The 22735-nt window shown below is 60.7% G+C and carries 16 protein-coding genes; 13 read left to right on the forward strand and 3 right to left on the reverse strand.

What is annotated here, in order from left to right; translation table 11 throughout:
• The 10 genes from BLT78_RS10640 (at position 1) to BLT78_RS10685 (ending at position 13907) form a co-directional block, all read left to right on the forward strand.
• Positions 1 to 1455, forward strand: a complete 1455-nt coding sequence (locus BLT78_RS10640) for a TrkH family potassium uptake protein (protein WP_090348956.1) — start codon at positions 1 to 3, stop codon at positions 1453 to 1455.
• A 162-nt stretch (positions 1456 to 1617) separates the two neighbouring features.
• On the forward strand, positions 1618 to 3009 hold the full coding sequence (locus BLT78_RS10645; protein ID WP_090348957.1) for an adenylate/guanylate cyclase domain-containing protein: 1392 nt from the start codon (positions 1618 to 1620) through the stop codon (positions 3007 to 3009).
• A 25-nt stretch (positions 3010 to 3034) separates the two neighbouring features.
• Entirely contained in the window at positions 3035 to 3766 is a 732-nt protein-coding gene (locus tag BLT78_RS10650) for a 4'-phosphopantetheinyl transferase family protein (protein ID WP_090348958.1), read from the forward strand.
• 643 nt (positions 3767 to 4409) lie between these two features.
• Positions 4410 to 7274 (forward strand): ribonucleoside-diphosphate reductase subunit alpha, encoded by a 2865-nt coding sequence (locus BLT78_RS10655; protein ID WP_090348959.1) that lies wholly within the window; start codon positions 4410 to 4412, stop codon positions 7272 to 7274.
• A 271-nt stretch (positions 7275 to 7545) separates the two neighbouring features.
• Positions 7546 to 8796 (forward strand): ribonucleotide-diphosphate reductase subunit beta, encoded by a 1251-nt coding sequence (locus tag BLT78_RS10660; RefSeq protein ID WP_090348960.1) that lies wholly within the window; start codon positions 7546 to 7548, stop codon positions 8794 to 8796.
• A 736-nt stretch (positions 8797 to 9532) separates the two neighbouring features.
• Positions 9533 to 10543, forward strand: coding sequence for a CBASS cGAMP-activated phospholipase (locus BLT78_RS10665; RefSeq protein ID WP_090348961.1), 1011 nt, complete (start codon positions 9533 to 9535; stop codon positions 10541 to 10543).
• Positions 10536 to 11735: a CBASS cGAMP synthase gene (locus BLT78_RS10670; protein ID WP_090348962.1), complete on the forward strand. Its 1200-nt coding sequence runs from the start codon at positions 10536 to 10538 to the stop codon at positions 11733 to 11735. Before BLT78_RS10665 ends, BLT78_RS10670 begins: the two co-directional genes overlap by 8 nt.
• 37 nt (positions 11736 to 11772) lie before the next feature.
• The gene (locus tag BLT78_RS10675) at positions 11773 to 12486 is read left to right on the forward strand and encodes an E2/UBC family protein (RefSeq protein WP_090348963.1); all 714 of its coding nucleotides are present in this window, start codon (positions 11773 to 11775) and stop codon (positions 12484 to 12486) included.
• 57 nt (positions 12487 to 12543) lie between these two features.
• On the forward strand, positions 12544 to 13446 hold the full coding sequence (locus BLT78_RS10680; protein ID WP_157719526.1) for a ThiF family adenylyltransferase: 903 nt from the start codon (positions 12544 to 12546) through the stop codon (positions 13444 to 13446).
• Between the two features lie 35 nt (positions 13447 to 13481).
• Positions 13482 to 13907, forward strand: coding sequence for a Mov34/MPN/PAD-1 family protein (locus BLT78_RS10685; RefSeq protein WP_157719527.1), 426 nt, complete (start codon positions 13482 to 13484; stop codon positions 13905 to 13907).
• 738 nt (positions 13908 to 14645) lie between these two features.
• On the opposite strand, the gene BLT78_RS10690 is transcribed toward BLT78_RS10685, so the two are convergent.
• The gene (locus tag BLT78_RS10690) at positions 14646 to 16025 is read right to left on the reverse strand and encodes a DUF6035 family protein (protein WP_090348966.1); all 1380 of its coding nucleotides are present in this window, start codon (positions 16023 to 16025) and stop codon (positions 14646 to 14648) included.
• 244 nt (positions 16026 to 16269) lie between these two features.
• On the opposite strand from BLT78_RS10690, the gene tnpA reads away from it, so the two are divergent.
• The 3 genes from tnpA (at position 16270) to tnpC (ending at position 18548) form a co-directional block, all read left to right on the forward strand.
• Complete coding sequence (gene tnpA, locus BLT78_RS10695; protein ID WP_090347483.1) at positions 16270 to 16602, forward strand: IS66-like element accessory protein TnpA; 333 nt, start codon at positions 16270 to 16272, stop codon at positions 16600 to 16602.
• Entirely contained in the window at positions 16599 to 16934 is a 336-nt protein-coding gene (gene tnpB / locus BLT78_RS10700) for an IS66 family insertion sequence element accessory protein TnpB (RefSeq protein ID WP_157719462.1), read from the forward strand. The genes tnpA and tnpB overlap by 4 nt, the downstream gene beginning before the upstream one ends.
• 81 nt (positions 16935 to 17015) lie before the next feature.
• Positions 17016 to 18548: an IS66 family transposase gene (gene tnpC / locus BLT78_RS10705; RefSeq protein WP_090347484.1), complete on the forward strand. Its 1533-nt coding sequence runs from the start codon at positions 17016 to 17018 to the stop codon at positions 18546 to 18548.
• A gap of 122 nt (positions 18549 to 18670) precedes the next feature.
• On the opposite strand, the gene BLT78_RS10710 is transcribed toward tnpC, so the two are convergent.
• Together BLT78_RS10710 and BLT78_RS10715 are read right to left on the reverse strand one after the other, a co-directional pair.
• Positions 18671 to 20575 carry a UvrD-helicase domain-containing protein gene (locus BLT78_RS10710; protein WP_090348967.1) on the reverse strand — a complete coding sequence of 635 codons (1905 nt, stop codon included), beginning with the start codon at positions 20573 to 20575 and terminating at the stop codon, positions 18671 to 18673.
• 2 nt (positions 20576 to 20577) lie between these two features.
• Positions 20578 to 22563, reverse strand: a complete 1986-nt coding sequence (locus BLT78_RS10715) for an ATP-dependent nuclease (RefSeq protein WP_090352255.1) — start codon at positions 22561 to 22563, stop codon at positions 20578 to 20580.
• Between the last annotated feature and the right edge of the window lie 172 nt (positions 22564 to 22735).

Raw genomic sequence — 22735 nt, forward strand, 5'->3', positions numbered from 1 at the left:
ATGGCCCTGCCGACCTTGCGCCTGATCGCCTTTCTTCTGGGCATCTTCCTGATCACCCTGGCTGTCAGCATGATCATCCCGATCCTCACCCTGCTGACCATGGGCGGCGAGGATCGGCTGTCGGACTTCCTCTGGCCGACCCTGATCACCTTCGGTTGCGGCCTGGCCATGGTTCTTCCCGGTCATCCCAAGCACGTGCAGCTGCGCCCGCGCGACATGTACATGCTGACCACCTCCAGCTGGGTGGTGGTGTGCACCTTCGCCGCCCTGCCGATGGTGTTCATCCAGCACATCAGCTACACCGACGCCTTCTTCGAGACCATGTCGGGCATCACCACCACCGGCTCGACGGTGCTCAGCGGCCTCGACCAGGCCTCGCCGGCGCTGCTGATCTGGCGCTCCATGCTGCAGTGGCTGGGCGGCCTGGGCTTCATCGGCATGGCGGTGGCGATCCTGCCGCTGCTGCGCGTCGGTGGCATGCGCCTGTTCCAGACCGAGTCCTCCGACTGGTCGGAGAAGGTCATGCCGCGTTCGCACATGGTGGCCAAGTACATCCTGGCGGTCTATCTGGGCCTGTCGCTGCTCTGCGGCCTCGGCTACTGGCTGAGCGGCATGAGCGCGTTCGAGGCGATCAACCATGCCATGGCCACCATCTCCACCGGCGGCTACTCCACCTCCGACAGCTCCCTGGCGCACTGGGAGCAGCCGGCGGTGCACTGGGTCGCCGTGGTGTTCATGATGCTCGGCAGCCTGCCGTTCACCCTCTACGTGGCCTTCCTGCGCGGCCATCGCAAGGCGATCATCCGCGACCAGCAGGTGCGCGGCTTCGTCGGCTTCCTGCTGATCACCTGGCTGGTGTTCGGCACCTGGCTGTGGCTCAACTCCGAGCACGCCTGGCTCGATGCCGTGCGCATCGTCGCGGTCAACGTCACCTCGGTGGTCACCACCACCGGCTTCGCCCTCGGCGACTACACCCTGTGGGGCGGCTTCGCGGTGCTGCTGTTCTTCTACCTGACCTTCATCGGCGGCTGCTCCGGCTCCACCGCCGGCGGCCTGAAGATCTTCCGCTTCCAGGTGGCCTACGTGATGCTCAAGGCCAACCTGCAGCAGATGATCCACCCGCGTGCGGTGATCAAGCAGCAGTACAACAACCACCCGATCGACGAAGAAATCGTCCGCTCGCTGATCACCCTGTCCTTCTTCTTCACCATCACCATCGGCGTGATCGCCCTCGGCCTCGCCCTGCTCGGCCTGGACTGGATCACCGCGCTGACCGGCGCCGCCACCGCGGTGTGCAACGTCGGCCCCGGACTCGGCCCGATCATCGGCCCGGCCGGCAACTTCGCCAGCCTGCCGGACAGCGCCAAGTGGCTGCTGTCGGTCGGCATGCTGCTCGGCCGCCTGGAGATCATCACCGTCCTGGTCCTGCTGACCCCGGCGTTCTGGCGCCACTGACCCCGCGACAACCTGCCACACCCGCCGGTGGCCGGCTTTGCGCCCCACCGACGGCTCGGATAAGATCCAGCGTCCGCCACCGCCAGCCCGGTGGCCCGTACCACCCGCAGCACCCGTGGCCGGCCACGGGGCGGTCACCAGTTCAGGGAAGTCGACGACCCGATGAAACTCACCAGCCGCGAGCGCCCGGTCGCACGACTGCCCGATCCCCGCCGGCGCGAATACCACTCGCGCATCCTCGGCTATCTGGCTGCCGCGGCGAGCATCGCCGCCGGCACCTACAGCCAGCACTTCGGCTACGACATCCTGTGGATGGTGCCCTACGCGCTGCTCTACCCGCACCTGGCCCATCATCTGAGCCAGCGCTTCAAGATCACCCACCCGCAGCGCACCGACCTGGCCCTGCTGCTGATCGACGCCCTGCACGCCGGCATCGGCATGACCCTGCTCGGCTACTCGCTGGTGCCGAGCCTGATGTTCATCCTCACCCTGAGCTTCAGTTCGCTGATGCTCGGCGGGTTGCGCCTGCTCACCATCATCCTGCTCGCCGCACTGTGCGGCGCCGTGCTCAGCTTCGTGGCGGTCACCCCGCCGCTCAACCTCGCCACGCCGGCGCTGACGGCGTCGGTCAGCATCGTGTTCACCCTGCTCTACCTGTGCATCGCCGCCTTCCTCGTCCACCAGCAGAGCCTGCGTCTGGCCCAGGCGCGCGAGGAGATCAAGGCGGAGCAGGAAAAGGCCGCCAGCCTGGCGCGCAACCTCGCCAAGTACCTGTCGCCGCAGGTGTGGGAGTCGATCTTCAGCGGCAAGAAGAGCGTGCGCCTGGAAACCCAGCGCAAGAAGCTCACCGTGTTCTTCTCCGACATCAAGGGCTTCACCGAACTGTCCGAGGAGCTGGAGGCCGAGGCGCTGACCGACGTCCTCAACACCTACCTCAACGACATGTCGAAGATTGCCCTCAAGTACGGCGGCACCATCGACAAGTTCATCGGCGACGCGGTGATGATCTTCTTCGGCGACCCGACCACCCAGGGCGCCAAGAAGGACGCCGTGGCCGCGGTGTCGATGGCCATCGCCATGCGCAAGCACATGAAGGTGCTGCGCCAGCAGTGGCGCAGCCAGGGCATCACCAAGCCGCTGGAAATCCGCATGGGCATCAACACCGGCTACTGCACCGTCGGCAACTTCGGCGCCGACACACGCATGGACTACACCATCATCGGCCGCGAGGTGAACCTCGCCAGCCGCCTGGAGAGCGCCTCCGACTCCGGCGAGATCCTCATCTCCCACGAGACCTACTCGCTGGTCAAGGACGTGATCATGTGCCGCGACAAGGGCCAGATCAGCGTCAAGGGCTTCTCGCGTCCGGTGCAGATCTACCAGGTGGTCGACTTCCGCCGCGACCTCGGCGCCAGCTCCAGCTACCTCGAACACGAACTGCCGGGCTTCTCCATGTACCTGGATACCAACGGCATCCAGAACTACGACAAGGAACGGGTCATCCTCGCCCTGCAGCAGGCCGCCGAGAAGCTGCGCGACAAGGTCATCTACTGACCGCCCGTTGGCGCATACTGTCGGCATGAGCGCGCCACCGTTCCACACGCCCCCGTTCTGCAGCGCACCCGCGGCCGCCTGGCCGCTGCCGCTGCCCCTGCCCGGCCTGATCCTGCACAGCTGCCGCTTCGACCCCGCGCAGCTCGCCGACGACGACTTCGCCCGCTGCGGTCTGATCCCGCCGCCCGCCATCGCCGGCGCGGCCGCCAAGCGGCGCAGCGAGTTCCTCGCCGGGCGCCTGTGCGCCGCCAGCGCCCTGCTCGACCTGCATGGCCGCCCCGCCTACCCCGCACGGGGCGCCGACAACGCCCCCTGCTGGCCCGCAGGGAGCCTGGGCAGCATCACCCACAGCCATGGCTGGGCCGCCGCCCTGGTCGGCGCACAGAGCGCCTGGCGCGGCCTCGGCCTGGATGCCGAGCCCCTCATCCCCGCCAGCCGCGCTGAACGCCTGGCCGGCGAGATCCTCACCGCCGACGAACTGGCGCAGTTCCTCCACCTCCCCACGGAAGAGCGCGGCCGCTACCTCACCCTGTGCTTCTCGCTCAAGGAAAGCCTGTTCAAGGCGCTCTATCCGCTGGTGCAGCGGCGCTTCTGGTTCCAGGCCGCGGCACTGGTCGAACAGGACGGCAACGGCCGGGTTCGCCTGCAACTGCGCGAGGAACTGGGTGGCGAATGGACCCCCGGCACCTGCCTGGAAGGCCAGTTCGCCCGCCACGAAGAACGCCTGCTGAGCCTGGTCGCCATCCCCGCGCACTGAGCCGCCACGCACAATCCGCGCGCGTTTTTCAAGCCTGCCAAGACACAACATATTGTGTTAGTTTGCGCGCCCTTCGCAGCCAGGAGCCCCTTCGGGAGCACCGCCGGGCAGGCGACGAACGGTAAAAACGCCCCAGGATTGCGGCTCGCGCCAGGGTAGCCACAAAGACGCACAGGCCACCCACAAATTACCCACAAGATTATCCACAGCAGTCATTTGCATCCTGAAAAGGAGCGCACTATCTTGTAGTGCATTGCCAATGACGCACTAGATATTGGGTTTTTGCGACAGCGGACACACTACCTCGGGGCGACCGCTCACAGGTCGACGCCCGCACCGCCGACAGGGTAGTCGAGACGCGACAGCCTGCTCGCCGCGGGAGTTGCGCGGTGTTTGAATCCCACGCCGATGCCTGCATCGCCTGGGAGCTGCGGGTGGCACGACGCCATACATGCCACCCCTACATATTGTGTTTGGCCAGCATGCGGCACACGCCCCGCTGACCAAGGGCCATGCCGGCGCCCGAGCCGCCCGCCCTGTTCTTTTTGCTACCCCCGGACGCGCCCAGGCGCGACGGTCGCTCTTTTGGAACGGCGGGCACCTTGGGTGCTCATACTGAATCAACGAGATCGTGGAGACTCCGATGCACACCGACACCACTCGCGAGAACCAGGCCGTCGACGCCAGCCAGGATCTGGCCGCCACTGCCCCTGGCCAGCTGCGCGTGATCAAGCGTAACGGCACCGTCGTGCCCTACACCGACGACAAGATCACCGTGGCCATCACCAAGGCCTTCCTCGCCGTGGAAGGCAGCGCCGCTGCCGACTCGTCGCGCATCCACGACACCGTGGCGCGCCTGACCGAGCAGGTCAGCGCCACCTTCAAGCGCCGCATGCCGTCCGGCGGCACCATCCACATCGAGGAGATCCAGGACCAGGTCGAACTGGCCCTGATGCGCGCCGGCGAGCACAAGGTCGCCCGCGACTACGTGATCTACCGCGAAGCCCGCGCCCAGGAGCGCAAGCGCGCCGCCGCCGCCGGCGAAGTGGCCCAGCCGCACCCGAGCATCCGCGTCACCCTGGCCAACGGCGAGAAGACCCCGCTCGACCTCGGCCGCCTGCAGACCATCATCGCCGAGGCCTGCGAAGGCCTGGCCGAAGTGGACGGCGCGCTGATCCAGCGCGAGACCCTGAAGAACCTCTACGACGGCGTGTCCGAGAAGGACGTCAACACCGCCCTGGTGATGACCGCGCGCACCCTGGTCGAGCGCGAACCGAACTACAGCTACGTCACCGCCCGCCTGCTCATGGACACCCTGCGCGCCGAAGCGCTGGGCTTCCTCGGCATCGCCGAGCGCGCCACCCACCACGAGATGGCCGACTTCTACGGCAAGGCGCTGGCCGTCTACGTCGACAAGGGCGTCGAGTTCGAGCTGCTCGATCCCAAGCTGAAGGAATTCGACCTGGCCAAGCTGGGCGCCGCGCTGGATCACGAGCGCGACCAGCAGTTCACCTACCTCGGCCTGCAGACCCTCTACGACCGCTACTTCCTGCACAAGAACGACATCCGCTTCGAGCTGCCGCAGGTGTTCTTCATGCGCGTGGCCATGGGCCTGGCCATCGAGGAGCAGGACCGCGAGGCGCGCGCCATCGAGTTCTACAACCTGCTGTCGTCGTTCGACTACATGGCGTCCACCCCGACCCTGTTCAACGCCGGCACCCTGCGTCCGCAGCTGTCCAGCTGCTACCTGACCACCGTTCCGGACGACCTGTCGGGCATCTACAACGCCATCCACGACAACGCCATGCTGTCGAAATTCGCCGGCGGCCTGGGCAACGACTGGACCCCGGTGCGCGCGCTGGGCTCCTACATCAAGGGCACCAACGGCAAGAGCCAGGGCGTCGTGCCCTTCCTCAAGGTGGTCAACGACACCGCCGTGGCGGTCAACCAGGGCGGCAAGCGCAAGGGCGCGGTGTGCGCCTACCTGGAAACCTGGCACCTGGACATCGAGGAATTCCTCGAGCTGCGCAAGAACACCGGTGACGACCGCCGCCGCACCCACGACATGAACACCGCGAACTGGATTCCCGACCTGTTCATGAAGCGCGTGTTCGAGGACGGCGACTGGACCCTGTTCTCTCCGTCCGACGTGCCGGACCTGCACGACCTGACCGGCAAGGCCTTCGAGGAGCGCTACGAGTACTACGAAGCCCTGACCCAGTACGGCAAGCTCAAGCTGCACAAGACCATCAAGGCCAAGGACCTGTGGCGCAAGATGCTGTCGATGCTGTTCGAGACCGGCCACCCGTGGCTGACCTTCAAGGACCCGTGCAACCTGCGCAGCCCGCAGCAGCACGTCGGTGTCGTGCACAGCTCCAACCTGTGCACCGAGATCACCCTCAACACCAACGCCGACGAGATCGCGGTGTGCAACCTGGGTTCGATCAACCTGGTCAACCACATCGTCGATGGCAAGCTGGACACCGCCAAGCTCGAGCGCACCGTGAAGACCGCCGTGCGCATGCTGGATAACGTCATCGACATCAACTACTACAGCGTGCAGCAGGCACAGAACGCCAACTTCAAGCACCGTCCGGTGGGCCTGGGCATCATGGGCTTCCAGGACGCCCTGTACCTGCAGCACATCGCCTACGGTTCCGAAGACGCCATCGCCTTCGCCGACCAGTCGATGGAAGCCATCAGCTACTTCGCCATCCAGGCCTCCTGCGACCTGGCCGACGAGCGCGGCGCCTACTCCAGCTTCGACGGCTCGCTGTGGAGCCAGGGCATCCTGCCGATCGACTCGCTGGACATCCTCGCCGAGCAGCGTGGCGCCAAGTACATCGAGGTCGACCGCTCCAGCACCCTGGACTGGGCGCCGATCCGCGCCCGTGTGCAGAAGGGCATGCGCAACTCGAACATCATGGCCATCGCGCCGACCGCGACCATCTCCAACATCGTTGGCGTGTCGCAGTCGATCGAGCCGACCTACCAGAACCTGTACGTGAAGTCGAACCTGTCCGGCGAGTTCACCGTGATCAACCCCTACCTGGTCCACGACCTCAAGGCCCGCGGCCTGTGGGACCCGGTGATGGTCAACGACCTCAAGTACTACGACGGCTCCGTGCAGCAGATCGAACGCATCCCGGCCGACCTCAAGGCGATGTACGCCACCGCCTTCGAAGTCGAGACCAAGTGGATCGTCGAGGCCGCCAGCCGCCGCCAGAAGTGGATCGACCAGGCCCAGTCGCTCAACCTGTACATCGCCGGCGCCTCGGGCAAGAAGCTCGACGTGACCTACCGCATGGCCTGGTTCCGCGGCCTGAAGACCACCTACTACCTCCGCGCGCTGGCCGCCACCAGCACCGAGAAGTCGACCATCACCACCGGCAAGCTCAACGCGGTCAGCTCGGCCATCGACGAAACCCTGCCGAGCGCCGAGCCGAAGCCGGCCCCGGTGCCGCAGGCGTGCTCGATCGACAACCCGGACTGCGAAGCCTGCCAGTAAAGGCTGCGCGCCCCTCTCCCGCCCGCGGGAGAGGGGCCGGAGCGAGGGCAAGCGCTGGCCAATCCCTGTAGGGGCGAATTCATTCGCCAACCTACCCCCGCCAAGGCGAATGAATTCGCCCCTACGGAGCGGGAAATTGGCCTCATGCGCAGCCCCCGCCCGCGACTCCTTTTTGCCTTGCGTGCCGCACGCAACGCTTTAGAATCAAGATTTACTGTCTATCCATACAGGCCGCAGGCTGCGGCCCGCTCAACCAGGCAGGAGAAGCATCATGCTGAGCTGGGATGAATTCGATACCGAGGAAACCGTAGCCGCCAAGCCGGCCGCTGCCGCCAGCGAGACCGCTGCGCCGATGACCCTCGACAAGCTGGACAGCGCCGGCGACGCCGCCGCCCACGACGCCCGCGCCGTCACCGCCGACGACTCCGCCGCCGTGGCCCGCGCCAAGGCCGCGCTCAACGAGCTGGACATCCGCGAAGGCCTGGAAGACCTCGAAGGCGCCGCCGCCCGCGTGCGCGTCGACGAGAAGCGCATGATCAACTGCCGCGCCGACCTCAACCAGCTCGTGCCGTTCAAGTACGACTGGGCCTGGCAGAAGTACCTCGACGGCTGCGCCAACCACTGGATGCCGCAAGAGGTCAACATGAACGCGGACATCGCCCTGTGGAAGAGCCAGGACGGCCTCACCGAGGACGAGCGCCGCATCGTCATGCGCAACCTCGGCTTCTTCTCCACCGCCGACTCGCTGGTCGCCAACAACCTGGCCCTGGCCGTCTACCGCCTGATCACCAACCCCGAGTGCCGCCAGTACATCCTGCGCCAGGCATTCGAGGAAGCGATCCACACCCACGCCTACCAGTACTGCATCGAGTCGCTGGGCATGGACGAGGGCGAGATCTTCAACATGTACCACGAGATCCCGAGCGTCGCGAAGAAGGCGTCCTGGGGCCTCAAGTACACCCGCTCGATCTCCGACCCGCAGTTCAACACCGGCACCGTCGAGACCGACAAGCAGTTCCTCAAGAACCTGATCGCCTACTACTGCGTACTGGAAGGCATCTTCTTCTACTGCGGCTTCACCCAGATCCTCTCCATGGGCCGCCGCAACAAGATGACCGGCACCGCCGAGCAGTTCCAGTACATCCTGCGCGACGAGTCCATGCACCTGAACTTCGGCATCGACATGATCAACCAGATCAAGATCGAGAACCCGCACCTGTGGGACGCCGAGATGAAGGACGAGGCGACCCAGATGATCCTGCAGGGCACCCAGCTGGAAATCGAATACGCCCGCGACACCATGCCCCGCGGCGTGCTGGGCATGAACGCGGCGATGATGGAGGACTACCTCAAGTTCATAGCCAACCGCCGCCTGACCCAGATCGGCCTGCCGGAACAGTACCCGGGCACCACCAACCCGTTCCCGTGGATGAGCGAGATCATGGACCTGAAGAAGGAGAAGAACTTCTTCGAGACTCGCGTCACCGAGTACCAGACCGGTGGGGCGTTGGCCTGGGATTGATTCCGGGCGGCCGGTGTTTCTCACCCAGATCCGAAACATTCGCAGAACCTTGAAAAAACCGCACCAGTTCGGTGCAGCTCTGTAACCCACCACCTCACTGTAGATTATTTTTTACAGATGCCGTCGGCGTAGTTTTTCAACACATGCTGAAACCTTTTCACCAAGTGTCGAAACGGATGCAGCGGCTCGGTGCAACGCCGCTGTCCTAGGGGTAGCGGCGTTAGCCCCGGCAAGAGTCGCTCTAACAGTAAAGGTAAGACTGTTGGGCTCCAGAGACTCGGGGCACAGGAGTAACGAGAAGGAAGGGAAAAGGGAATCGCAAGGATGCGCTGGCTATCGAGAGATTGCCAACAAGAGAAGTAAAAGCTCCCCCACACAACCGCTGCAACGGTTGCTGGGGGGACTTTACCGTGCTGGTGGTGGAAGCCTACCAACACGGGCCGCGACTGAGATTTGACGTCAATCGCTTTGGCATTTGGGGAAATGCGCTGGGTGATTATGGTCAAGGATCGGGCGGTGTCAACGGCTTCTCGGATGAGAGGTACACGCGATGAGCGGAACCCCCACTCCACCGCCCGGCTTCAAGGCTGTGTTCTGCATGTCCTTCAAGCACTGGCGGAGCGGTAAAGAGGTGCGTCGCAAAGATGGACGCCCCTTCTGTTTCTTCGTGAAGCAATAGCCCGCTCAGGAGCGGCGCAAGCCGCTCCTGACTCATAGTCACCAGAAGGAATTGTGCATGACCAGTGGAAGCTTTCAAATTCTCGCGCTGTCCGGCGGGGGATATCGCGGACTTTATACTGCAACTATCTTGGCTGAGCTTGAGCGCGAGCTGGGTGGACCTATAGCCCGCCATTTCGACCTCATTGCCGGCACCTCTATCGGAGGGATCCTAGCCCTTGCCATTGCCAACGAGATTCCTGCCAGCAACCTGGTGAAAATGTTCGTTAAGAAGGGCACGGACATCTTCAAGCCCCGGACCCGCCTTCCCCTTTTCAAGTCAACTTTCAGCAGTGACGAACTGAAGAAGGTCATCTCGGCAACGGATATGCTGGGGGAGCGCTTGCTGGGCGAATGCCTGCACCCCGTCATCATTCCTGCCATCAACTACTCAACAGGAAAACCTGTTCTTTTCAAGACACCTCACAACGAGAGCTTCAGATTCGACCATCTCCACAAGATGGTCGATGTCGGGCTTGCAACCAGCGCCGCCCCCACCTATTTTCCCCGCCATTTCTTTCAGCACAACCAGTACGTCGATGGTGGGCTCTTCGCGAACGCGCCAGGCCTGCTGGCTGTTCATGAGGCCGAAACGTTCCTTGGCGCGGACGTCTCCCAGTTAAAGCTGCTCTCCATCGGCACGATGTCCTCCAAGTTTACAGTGAATCCCAAGAGCAACAGGGACGGCGGTGCTATCGACTGGGGCAGCGGGAACCCAGCCAAGGCGGCCCAACGGCTCTTTGGTCTGTCGATCTCGGTCCAGGAATCCTTGTGTGACTTCATGCTGATGCACCGGCTGGGTGATCGGTACACGCACATCGATGAAGACCTGACAGACGACCGTTCGAAGGCCGTCGCACTCGACAAGGCCGACAAGAATGCACAGGAGGTGCTGCGAGGGGCAGGTCTGGAGAAAGCCAAAAGCTGCCTTGGCGATCCAAAATTCATGAGCCTGTTTGCTCACCAAGCAGCAGAACCGAAGTTCTACTACGGCGCACACGCCCAGCCTCAGGAGGAGTGCCATGCTTAACCTGACCAAGCTCTTCTATGCCTCCTACGCGGACACCGAGCACCTGCACGGCGCGCTCATGCCTGAGGAGGAGCAAAAGGCATTTCTGCGGTCCTGCAGGACGAAGATTAAGGACTACCTGAAGCCTGCCATTGCTGAGGCCACGGTCAGCGTGCTGGGCATGCGGAAACAGGTGCAGCCCCGATTCCGCACTCAAGGGTCTTGGGCTTACAACACCTGCATCCAACCTGCTCATAAGTTCGACCAAGAGATGGACCTTGACTACGGTGTCTATCTCCCGGTTGATGTCTGGCAGGAGAACGGCCCGCCGGCAGAGATGGCAAAAGCCTACTTTGATCTGGTCGAGTCTCTGCTACAGATACTCTGCGTCCAGGAAAAATGGACGCTGGTCACGGGTGATGACGCGAAAGACACCTGCATCCGCATCGATGTCGCAAGCTGGGCACACATCGATATTCCTCTGTATGCAGCTCCGGCCGACGATTTTGAGAAGGTGGTGGAAAAGACCGCCATGCTCAAAGCGCAAGCTGGCGCTATGAACTCGCTGAATTACCGCATGGGTTTGGATTCGGCGGAGTTGCTCTATGCCAAGGCCCAAACCTGGGATGATCTCGATCAGATCATGATGGCATCGAGAACGGGGAAATGGATCGCCTCCGATCCTGAAACCGTCGCGAAGTGGTTCCGAGATCAAATCGCACGCTTTGGCGAGCTGGGCGAGCAATTCCTCCGGGTCTGCCGCTATGTGAAGGCATGGCGGGACTTCAATTGGAAGACTGGGGGACCCACTTCTGTCTCGTTGATGATTGCCATAGCGCAGGGCTTCGAAGGCAAGAAAGGACGGGACGACATTGCCTTGGAGCAGGCTGCCACCGTCGTTGCCCAAGCTGTGCGGGACGACATCTACGAACATGGCATAGATAACGGCACAGAAGACTTCAACATACTCACTCAGGATAAACGCATCGAAGCCGGGCTGGCTGCGGATCGCCTTGTAAGCAACCTGCGCAGCTCTAGAAGCGCCGCTTCCCACCAGGGTCTGAGCGTCTTAAACACCCTGCGTACTGTGCTCGGGGAGCGGATCCCATTCTCTCCGGAGCTGATCCAGGAGGAAAGCCCTGCGAACATCGTGCGTAACTCAGCGCCGACCATCGTCGCAGCGCCCTATGTCCCTAACACATCTGCGGGCTGACATGGACGCCAAAAGGGTTGGAGAGGTTCTCCGGTTAATGCACGATCTGAAGTTTCGTGCATTGCCCACCAAAGGCGGCTGTCGGCGCTTTGTCGGAGAACTCTCCTGCAAACCAGGGGATGTCCCCATTGAACTCAGCATTTCCGATTGGGACTTCATTGAGTACCCCAAGATCAGTATCTTGGGGCAGCCGGAATTCCTACCGAAGGGGATGGCCCACCATGTCACCGATGGCTCATTTTGCTATTTCGCCAAAGGTGACGTCGTTCTCGACCGCTATGACCCGGCTGGCTCCATCCTACTTTGCTTGAATCAGGCCACCGGGCTGCTGAATGACCTGATTACCAACCCGACAAGAAACCTGAGGGACATCCAGTCGGAATTTCTGGCGTACTGGACCGCCTCAAGCAAGGGCACCGTCCTGCGTGTTGGCGTCGGCAATATAACCGACTCAGCCCAATCCGCCCACATCTTCTCATTTGCACCAGGGGAAAGACTCAAGAGGGTTATTTCCACCGATGCTGACTCCACATCCAAGATGGCTGAGGCGTGGGGAGAGCAAGCCAACGAGGAAAGCAATAGCCACTGCTGGGTCTTTCGTAGCAGCATCCAACCACCGGTCACTAGCGCCCTCCCCTGGACAATCAAAAAAACACTGCAGTGGCTTAAGGAATGGGATCCCGCTCTTTACAAGAGATACCAGGCAGCCCTAGAAGCCGACTCGAAGCTCCTAGACATTGGCTATGCCTAATTCTTGATTGACTGCCCAGCCGGCTGGGTGGGATTCGGCTTCGCTATCAACGCAACGATGCGAAAGAAGCTGGCCTTGTCACGTAGAGGAAAATACCGCGGTCGCGCACTTTTTCAGTTTCTGCACATGTATGGCGGAGGCGAAAAAATCAGCCGGCTGCATGTACAGGATCTCAGCCACAGTTTCATCGCCTCAAGAAACCTAACATCATCGCTGGGAACCGCTTTGTCTGGGCGAAAAGTGGCGCTGATTGGCTGCGGCGCCATAGGCGGCTATTTGACACAGGCGCTATCACGCTTGGGAGCCGGCCACGAAGGCGGAAGACTAGAGCTTTTCGACCCGCAGATCCTCATGCCTGAAAACCTAGGCAGGCATGCACTCGGCTTTAAGTATCTTTTCAAAAACAAAGCTGAGGCTCTTAAAGACGAGGCCAACCTGCAACTGCCTGGCATCAACGTCGAGGCGCATGCTCTCGAGATGCGCTCGCCAAACACCTTGAAGGACTTTGATCTCATTGTGAACGCGACGGGCGAGGAAACCGTTGCCGAGATGCTAAACGAAGCCCAAATCAATGCAGGTACCAGCTTTCCACCGATCCTCCATGTCTGGATCAAAGGTAATGGAGAAACCGTCCAAGCTCTGTGGACTGATAGCCAGGAATTTGGGTGCTTCAGATGCCTTAGACTTAACGCGGAGGAGGACCGTATGCAGGAGCGATTTCCTGTTCTCAAAGGGGATATTGAGAAGTCATACAGGGCCTGTCAACATTATACACCGTACGCAGTCTCTGCCCCTATTTCTGCGGTGGCACTGGCAACTGATCTGGTCGTCGATTGGTTGAGGACTGACGATCCAAGCCCAAGATTCAGAACCAGATCTGTCGAAACAGCCGACGTCTACAAGGTTAAAAATCAAAACATAAGGCCCCTAGATGGCTGTCCTGCATGTGTAAAGAAATAGTTTTTTCATGGCCAGATGGATCCGAGTGGTATGTCTTGATCGAGAAGTCCGTCTGGGAGTTTCTATTCTCGCATGCCCAGACAACATCCAATGCGACTGAAGCTGGAGGCATTCTGTTGGGCCACAGAGCCGGCCACCATATCCACGTAACCTCTGCAACTGGCCCTCTCCCAAATGACAGGAGAGCAAGACTTAGCTTTGATCGCTTGGATGCTGGGCATCAGCAAATTGCATACGATGCCTGGACTGATAGCGGGGGCACCATTGACTATGTAGGAGACTGGCACACCCACCCACAACAGATGCCGAATCCCTCACCAAAAGATTACTCAGAATGGGAAAAGCTGACAGAATTACTGCCGACCTCTCACCTATTCGCCATTGTAGGTTCTTCAGGAAATAATTTCTGGCTTGGATGTGGAACGGCCTTGCCAAAAATTCTCACGCTGACCAAGATATAAACTAAAAGCCTGTCTGGTCGGTGGAATGGACCTCCTGAAGACTACCGACTGCAGATAACGGCAGACGGCGTTGATCTTAGCCTCCGGACGCATCATGACGGGGCTCAACTGTAACCACCAAAGCCCACCACTTAGTGTTTTCGCCTAACCTTTGCAACCCCCAAAGACAGATTGAACGTTCGAGCTTTTCCAGCTCTCAGCGACCCGCGCTGGCCGATGTTGGTTCATCTAACTGATTTGAGTCCTAAGACTCAAAACCCCAGTCAAATCAAGGCTTTTCGCGCTTTCGGCGCTCACCTCTGATTTGTTGGAAGTCTCACAGCTACGGATTCAGTATAGGAACCTTTCCACTCTCGCCGAGAGCTTTCGATAACAATTTTATAGCTGCCGATTGAAGAGCAGCATGCAGGGCAACCGCCCCTCAGGCCCACATGCTGGATTTGAACCCAAAACCACCATGCAGAGATCAGCTCCCTGCTCCTCCCCCCAGAAGATTCATCAGTCTTGAACTGTATCGATTCGGGTCGGTAGCAGGCTCTCGTGACCGACAGCAGTCGCCCCAAAGCGACCGGTCATAACGGACAGCAACCGTCCAGAGCGGGACATTTGCCCCGATCACCTAGTGGTCTAGAGCTTGACCTCGGATAACAGCTACCTCTGGGAGATAACCCAGGCGTTGGTTGCTAACAATAGAGTCCAAAGCCGCTTCGATACCGATCCCTCCGCGAGCCCCCCTGCTTACCACTGTCGTGCCTCTGCCAGCTCATCCTTGATCTCAGGTATTAGAAACGCAAAGAGGCGGCTGTACTGCAGGTCCTGTCGATAGGCCTCGTCCTTGTTCTGCAGGCTCTCCCGGATAATCCTTCGCCTCTTTGCCCAGGTTCCTTTCGTGTCCTGCTCCGCTAGTAGGTCGTCCTGTTTGAATGACTTGAGCGTCCAACCGAATGGAAGCAGGTAGGCTTTGTAGTAATCGAATGCAGTGTTAGTAACATTGATCAGACTCTGCAGTCGGTAGCCTACAGGGCGGCCATATCGGGCACTAAGGACGATCGAGACAGCCCCATGAAACCTGCCACTGTTGAACGATGTCGGCAGATGAGCCCCCGGGACTGCAATGCTCATACGGCTCCGAAGTTCCTGCCAGGCAACATCAGCCTCCAGAGTATCTGTTGCTCCGTGCTCTAGCCAAAAGTCATAGAAGGCTTTGCGGAGTATATTTAGATCCAGAGATTCCTCCAGCTCTGTGCGTCGCGCCTCGTAGTCGTAGAAGTACACGAGCTGATGATCTGTTTTCACGGTCAACTGGTCGAGGAAAACCTCTTTTCTCACCCACTCGTCGATGACCGTTCGCCCCCTCAGGTGAGGGATGGCATGCCAGCAATCCAACGCCATGCGCCGGGCTTCTCGTGAACGCTCCAAGGACGCCTCATTTACGATGAAGACGTTGCGGTTGTTCAGATAGTAGATGTCTTCTTCCGATGTTCGGGTTTGAGTCGGATCGAAGCTTTGGAAAACCCATATTATTGCGCCTCCGTTTTCCCGGTAAAACTCGCGTCTACCGACAATTTCGGTGAGGAAAGTCGTCGATAGCTGCACCTCGAACGCTAGGCGTTGACCCGCATGCGCAACTTGAACGTCCGGCTTGCGCCACGTAGCTCGCTCTGCAAGTGGCATACCCCGCCAGACCCTTTCGACCAGAGGTTCCGAGCATTGGTCGTCGGCTATTAGGCTATCTCTGATGATGCCTTTGAGCCGTAGATGCGCCAGGCTTTCCTTTGCTGCGTTGTACTTCATGCAGTTGATTTGGTTGGCACTGAAAACACCGCGAGTTGAAATCGGGCAGTCTCGCTTACCTTCTTCATCCGGGTGATGGCGAAAATAGAAACACCGTTGCTGAGTGCGCACGAGCATAACGGCGGCGCCGCAAATTCGGCATACGAGCCAAGGGACCTCAGCGTTACGAGCGTAGCGCCCGGCAAGCTCGTTTCTGTCTCGGATGACCAAGGCCAATTCACGACTCAGAAAGGCTTGTGGATCTACCGTCTCGCCCCTATCTAGGTCGAGAATGTCCGTGAGGAGCATTTGGTCTGTGGGTTTCGCCAATTCGTGCGTGAACATCTGTACTGATTCCATCCATTTATTTCATTGACGCTCCTAGGTGGTCCACATATCGCCCCACTATTCGAAGTGGTCGGTGCGTCCAACTACCTAGTAAAGGTTCCGTCGCGCCCGTGCTCAGCTTGGCCCTCAATGGCCAAGGGTAACCGTCCGGGCATCCCGTCTGGTTTGACCCCGCCAAGCTAAGAGATGGTGTCCACCTATTTATCGTGGACACCATCTCAAGGCTTTCAAGCGGGAAATCATGCAGCGACGTTCTTATTCCAAGGCCTTCAAGGCGCAAGTCGTGCAGGAGTGCAGCCTGCCTGGCAACTCGGTTGCCAGCGTGGCTCTGAGCCACGGCATCAACACCAACGTGGTTCATCGATGGCGAAGACTGGCGGCGGCCTGCCCATCGTCGACCGAAACACTGCCCGCATTTCTCCCGGTGATGCTGGAGCCGCCCGCTCAATCGGTGGTTTCCAATCAGGCAGAGATCCGCATTGAGATTCCCCATCGCCGCACGACCGTGACCATGCACTGGCCGGCGGCAGATGCCGAAGGCTGTGCCCGGTTCATGCGTGAGCTTTTGCAATGATCCGCATTGATCGCATCTGGCTGGCCACCGAACCTCTGGACATGCGCGCCGGAACGGAAACGGCTCTGGCCAGGGTGGTGGCGGTCTTCGGTGCGGCGCAGCCGCACTGCGCATATCTGTTCGCCAACAAGCGGGCCAACCGCATGAAGGTGCTGGTGCATGACGGCTTCGGCGTCTGGCTGGCCTCGCGCCGGCTGAATCAGGGCCGTTTTGTCTGGCCGGGCAACTGGCAGGGCACACAGATGGAGTTGAATCCCGAGCAACTTCAGGCGCTGGTGGTCGGACTGCCGTGGCAGCGGGTCGGTGCCGGAGCCGAAATCCGCCTTCTGTAGTGAGTCCTGCGGTGGTGCTTGCTGCGCAATTGACCGAACGACCTATCGTCGGTCGCCGTCGAGGCCGGCACAATCACGGCCATGGCTTCTTCTGCTTTCGACCACCTCACTCCCGAGCAACTGCGCGTACTGGCGGCGCAGTTGACGGAGCGTGTCGCCAGCCTCGACCAGCAAGTCCAGTATCACCGGACGCGCAACGAGCAGCTGGCTCACGAGATTGCCATCCTCAAACGCCACAAGTTTGCCCGGCGCAGCGAGCAGCTCAGCCCTGACCAGATCAGCCTGCTGGACGATCTGCTCGACACCGACATCGCGGCCATCGAGGCCGAACTCAAGGCGCTGAATCCCGCGCCGGCACCCGCCGAACCCCGCCAGCAACCCAAGCGCACCGCCTTGCCGGCGCAGTTTCCGCGCACCCTGATCCATCACGAGCCGGATACCACGCAGTGTGCCTGCGGCTGTCAGCTCAAGCGCATCGGCGAGGATGTCAGCGAAAAGCTCGACTACACCCCGGGCGTCTTCACGGTGGAGCGGCATATCCGCGGCAAATGGGTCTGCGCGCAGTGCGAAACGCTGATCCAGGCACCGGTACCGCCCCAGGTGATCGACAAGGGCATCCCGACCGCCGGCCTGCTGGCCCAGGTCATGGTGGCCAAGTACGCCGACCATCTGCCGCTGTACCGCCAGGAAAAGATCTTCGGCCGCGCTGGCCTGGCCATCCCGCGCTCGACCCTGGCGCAGTGGGTCGGCGGCTGTGGCGTACAGCTGCAACCGCTGGTCGATGCGCTGCGGGACATCGTGCTGGAACAGCGCATCGTCCATGCCGACGAAACCCCGGTGCAGATGCTGGCTCCGGGGATGATAAAGACCCAGCGCGCCTATGTCTGGGCCTACGTTCCCAGCCCGTTCGCTGATCTGCGTGCGGCGGTCTACGACTTCAGCCCCAGCCGTGCCGGCGAGCATGCCCGCGCCTTCCTGGGCGACTGGAAAGGCCAACTGGTCTGCGACGACTTCGCCGGCTACAAGGCCTGCTTCGAGCAGGGCGTGACCGAAATCGGCTGCATGGCCCATGCCCGCCGCAAGTTCTACGACCTGCATGTCGCCAACAAGAGCCAACTGGCCGAACAGGCCCTGCGCCACATCGGTCAGCTATACGACATCGAGCGCGAGGTACGCGATCTGCTGCCCGATGAGCGACAGCGAATACGCCAGGAAAAAGCCAAGCCCATCGCCGCCGCCCTGCACACCTGGATGCTCGCCCAGCGCCAGTTGGTGCACGAAGGCACGGCCATCGCCAAGGCGCTCGACTACAGCCTCAAGCGCTGGACGGCCCTGGTGCGCTATCTCGATGACGGCATGGTGGCCATCGACAACAACTGGTGCGAAAACCAGATCCGCCCGTGGGCCATCGGCCGCTCGAACTGGCTGTTCGCCGGCTCGCTACGCAGCGGCAAGCGTGCGGCTGCGCTGATGACGCTGATCCAGTCGGCGCGACTGAACGGGCATGATCCGTATGCCTACCTGAAGGACGTGCTGACTCGGCTACCGACGCAGAAGGCCAGTGAACTCAGCGAGCTGCTGCCGCACAACTGGATCCCCACCAGCAAGGTGTGATGCCCGCTCGCTTACGGCCAAGGTATCGGTCTCACTGACAAGACGTACAAGCATAAACAGCGCACGGAGGAGCTCCCGTTACAGCTTGGAAATCGCCTTCGCCATGAAGAACAGCGTCATGCTCAGGGAACTGGCGTAATCCGGACTCCGGCTTTGCTAAGAAGGTTATACAGGGTCGCAATTTTCGTTCGTGCACCGCGTCGTGCGCAGTAAGTGAATATCACGCGCTGTTTGGCGCGGGTGAAGGCCACGAAGAATCCTGCTGTCGCCTCAATCTCATCCTGCGAGAAGCTCCACCAGGCGCCGTCATCCAGGCCAACGAAGATGACCGTGTGGTATTCCAGTCCTTTGCTCTTATGGATGGTCATCAAAGGGATAGCATTGACGCCTTCGTACATATCGAGTGCAGAGGACCAATCGGTGCTTTGGATCGATGACGCCAAGAGATGTGTCGCGGATGCGTCGAGTACCTTTTCAAGCCAAGCGCCCTGTGCGTATGCCGGATGAGTGCTGACCAGTCGCTCACGCCCCACGAACGCAAGTACATCGTCCACGAGTGACCGTGCCGCTGCCTTGGTTGTTGGTGGTTTTGAATGGTTTGCCCCCAGCGTGATCGCGTAGGCGTCCAATTCATGTGCAAGTTTGGCCTGTGCGGCCTCGTCCTCAGAAGTGACACCACGTAACGACGAGAGTAATGCTTGACTGTCCGACCAATAGCGGCCTGCTCGCGTTGTCATCGCAAGGCGAAGGAGCGAGATGAGAAGCGTCGACACTTCCTCCGCCAACAACTCTTGCAGCATGATCGTGCCAGCCAGACCGGCCTCGTTGCGCAGAGACAAGCCTTTGGCTGCGAAGGCTGGCTCCAGAACGGCGGCGTAGTCTCCAGCCTTCTGGCGAACGAGGAGAACGAAATCGCGGGGGCTCAAGTTCTTGGCTGTCATGTCCGACGCAACGTAGGTAGCCAAACGTTGCGCCTCAATATTCGGCGTCGGGAAATCGAGGATCGAGCAGCTCTCCCCGTCCATCGTACCTTCGGCCTGGGAAACGGGCGCTACGGCTCTTGCGTCCAAGGCCTGGGCAAGCACGTGTTGGATGCGCACCAGTTCTGGAGAGGAGCGGTAGTTGTTGTAGAGGGGAGTCCGCGTGCCCCCAAAATCTGCGTCGAACTCAGAGAACGGATCATCCATGGCCATCGCCCAGCGCATGATCTGCTGTTTGTTGTCGCCGACGGCGGTTATCACTGTGTCCGTGCCTCGAAAGATGGTGCGAACCAGGTCGTACTGGACCTGCGTCGTATCTTGGAACTCGTCCATGAAGAGGTGCGAGTAGGTCAGACGAAGCGCCTCACGTGCCATCGGATTGACCCGCAATAGGAGCTCAGCAAGTCGCCCGATCATCGGGAACGACAATACGGTTTTCGTGCCGCCGTGGAGGGACCTTTGCCAGAAGCGGTTCGCCGCCCATTGGGCAACGTTCGAATCTGGCCAGCCATCTAAGGGCAGCGGCGCCCCCAGCAGGTGGCGTCGTTCGAAGGTCTTTGGCCCTATCGCATAAAGGTCGGCTTCGGTGCCGACCGATACTGGGGGTCTTCCGACATCCTCATACAGAAAGTCTTTGTAGTCACGCTCATAGTGGGTGGTGATTTCGTAGTCGGGCCGCGGCCTCCAACGCTCGGGCAGAGCCTGACCGAATCGATCGACAAGTCCCTTCGCAAAAGCGTCGAATGTCATGGAGTCGAAGCGCCCGGCATGGTTGCGATGACAGCGCTGACGCACGCGTGCGGCCAGATTGGAGGCGGCATCGCGCTTGAAACTGATCGCGAGGATACGCCTTGGCGCTGGAGCGATATCGGTCTGCAGCAGATAAGCGGCGCGTTGCGCAAGCAACTCTGTCTTGCCCGCACCGGGGCCAGCAATGACGGATCGGTTCTCCGCCGAGCGGACCACCTTTAGCGCATTCGTTTCGAGCGACTTAACGCCCACAGGTTTCCAGTCCTCTGGTCGAACCCGTCGCGCCAACAATGCCATGGCTAGTCCCGCCTCAACGATGTGGCGATGTGCTGAAGCACTTCGGCGAGCACCGCCGGCATCTTCTGCGCGAGGTCCTCCATATCGATGCGGGACAGGGCTGCGAGGTGCGTGGCCGGCTTGCTGTTCGTGAGGAAGTGGTAGCGATAGGCCGGAAGCAGTGCCGGATACTCTTCATACGGGCCCGTATAGACTGTGAGCCCTGGTCCTGCGGTTCCCAGCACGACCTCAGCGGCCTTGTCAGCAGCCATTCGCGGGCCGCCACCCTTTGGAATTATCGCGGCGTAGGCTTCGGGAAAAGCTTGGAGCATGGCGAGATCCAGGTCCAGCGGCGCAGAAAAAAAGACTCCGTTCGGCTTCAGATTTTTGTTGATCCAAGCCAGCAGATTGGCGTGATCATCTGCGTTGTCCCAAGCGTGCATGCCTACTAGATCTGCCTTGGTCAGCATACCTGTGGTGATCGTCAGCAGCTTGTCTTGGGGTGTGCCAAATTCGATAAGTTTCTCGATCGTGGTCTTCACACGACCGAAGCCACCGCCATCGCGGCCTAGATCGAGATCCAGGAGGGTGGCGTGTGGAATGCCAAGGTGCTTTAGCAGGCGCCAGAAATACTGCACATGGCGCCCACCGAGCGGGACGATCGCGACAAAAGCAGGATCAATCAGGAGATCGAGTGCCTCAGCGAGGCGCGGCAGGACGATCCTTTCGGAGTCCCCCTCCACGAGTAGGACGAAGCGCGCGAAGTAGAGCTCGGGATAGGCCAGCATCGCGCCACGCACGAACTTGCTAGCCTCGACATCGCCTACCGGCAACTTAATCTTCTTGACCGTAGAGACGCGCGTCTTCGGATCGCAGCGGCAATAGCGGACCTCACGCGGCTCGACGCGGCTGAGCACCGCCGGCGAATGACTGGTGACGAGAGCCTGAGCACCGCCGTCATCGGTTAGCGATCTGACTTGGCGGATGATCCGCGCCAGGAAGTAAGGAGAGAGATGGTTTTCCGGCTCCTCCAGAGCAAAGAGTGTGAGCGCGGGAATGCGAAAGGTATCGTCGCGGAATCCCTCGACCGTGCCTGCGACGACCTCGCGCTCCAGGTCGAAGACCGCGGCAGCCAGTGCAAAATAGAAAAGCGATTGCTGGCCATCACTCAGCGCGTCTATACCGCGCTCCTGCCCGTCGGGGCCCTGTTCGAATATGACTGCGATCTTGTTGACGACTTCCTCGAACCGGCGGCTCACTAGGCTGAATCTGGGGTTAGTGTCGACGACGTCGTCATGAAGGGCCGACCAACGAGCCTGCAAGGCTTTAGTAATTGCGGCGATCGCCGATTCACCTTCGAAAGCCGCGGCCAAATTATCTGTGGCTTCCTGGACCACCTCCTCGGTATCGGAAGACCACTCGATGGCGCGTAGCAGGCGAGCGGCCAGCGCACCTGTAGTCGCCCGGGTCTGGGCGGCCGCATCCCGGCTGGCGGGCGTGTAATAGAGCTGGATCAGGCCGCGGTCGGCCGCAGAGACAGGGTGGCACTTGTCCTGCGCTGGCGCAGCATCGAGGGTATCGACCCAGAAGAGCTCCTGAGACACTTCGCCCTCAAGCGTACCGTCATCTTCCCATTGTGCCTCGAGGCGAAGACGGCAGACTGGCGGTTTACCTTCACGTTCGATCAGCATGTGTCGGAACGACGGTGCGATCGTCTCCGGCGTCGCGGTGCCATCGGTTAACTCCGGCAAGCCGATCAGCACATCGATGTACAGATTCTTAGGCTCGCGATCATCGGGATCGTCGTCTAGCCCCAGGTGGAAATCTGAACTGAGGACCGTGCGCTGCGCCCGCGTCACGCCGAATAGCTTCGATAAGGCGTGCAGAAGCGCGGTTTTTCCCGCTGCGTTCGGCCCGACGATAGTCGTGATCTTCGACGAAATCGGCACAGTGATTGGATCGAGGCCAAAACAGCGGAAGCCAGACAGAACGACAGATTCGATACGCACAGGGTCCATCCTCGATGCAGCAACGGACACAAATCCGTCTCTTCTTCGCTCAGGGTAGCGTAGGAGATAGGAGGACCACCATCGTTAAGGAAGTACTCGCTGCTGGTTTGGCGCCCTCCAGAAGCAAGGGCCAATGACATCTAGTGGCCGGTTTCTGCCGGCCACACCGGCG

It is taken from the genome of Pseudomonas oryzae (assembly GCF_900104805.1).
GTDB lineage: Bacteria > Pseudomonadota > Gammaproteobacteria > Pseudomonadales > Pseudomonadaceae > Geopseudomonas > Geopseudomonas oryzae.

Bases quoted from the DNA above. Each gene is read 5' to 3' on its own strand.
- BLT78_RS10640 (WP_090348956.1), top strand. From the start codon at position 1: ATGGCCCTGCCGACCTTGCGCCTGATCGCCTTTCTTCTGGGCATCTTC.
- BLT78_RS10645 (WP_090348957.1), top strand. From the start codon at position 1,618: ATGAAACTCACCAGCCGCGAGCGCCCGGTCGCACGACTGCCCGATCCC.
- BLT78_RS10650 (WP_090348958.1), top strand. From the start codon at position 3,035: ATGAGCGCGCCACCGTTCCACACGCCCCCGTTCTGCAGCGCACCCGCG.
- BLT78_RS10655 (WP_090348959.1), top strand. From the start codon at position 4,410: ATGCACACCGACACCACTCGCGAGAACCAGGCCGTCGACGCCAGCCAG.
- BLT78_RS10660 (WP_090348960.1), top strand. From the start codon at position 7,546: ATGCTGAGCTGGGATGAATTCGATACCGAGGAAACCGTAGCCGCCAAG.
- BLT78_RS10665 (WP_090348961.1), top strand. From the start codon at position 9,533: ATGACCAGTGGAAGCTTTCAAATTCTCGCGCTGTCCGGCGGGGGATAT.
- BLT78_RS10670 (WP_090348962.1), top strand. From the start codon at position 10,536: ATGCTTAACCTGACCAAGCTCTTCTATGCCTCCTACGCGGACACCGAG.
- BLT78_RS10675 (WP_090348963.1), top strand. From the start codon at position 11,773: ATGCACGATCTGAAGTTTCGTGCATTGCCCACCAAAGGCGGCTGTCGG.
- BLT78_RS10680 (WP_157719526.1), top strand. From the start codon at position 12,544: ATGCGAAAGAAGCTGGCCTTGTCACGTAGAGGAAAATACCGCGGTCGC.
- BLT78_RS10690 (WP_090348966.1), bottom strand. From the start codon at position 16,025: ATGTTCACGCACGAATTGGCGAAACCCACAGACCAAATGCTCCTCACG.
- tnpA (WP_090347483.1), top strand. From the start codon at position 16,270: ATGCAGCGACGTTCTTATTCCAAGGCCTTCAAGGCGCAAGTCGTGCAG.
- tnpB (WP_157719462.1), top strand. From the start codon at position 16,599: ATGATCCGCATTGATCGCATCTGGCTGGCCACCGAACCTCTGGACATG.
- tnpC (WP_090347484.1), top strand. From the start codon at position 17,016: ATGGCTTCTTCTGCTTTCGACCACCTCACTCCCGAGCAACTGCGCGTA.
- BLT78_RS10710 (WP_090348967.1), bottom strand. From the start codon at position 20,575: ATGGCATTGTTGGCGCGACGGGTTCGACCAGAGGACTGGAAACCTGTG.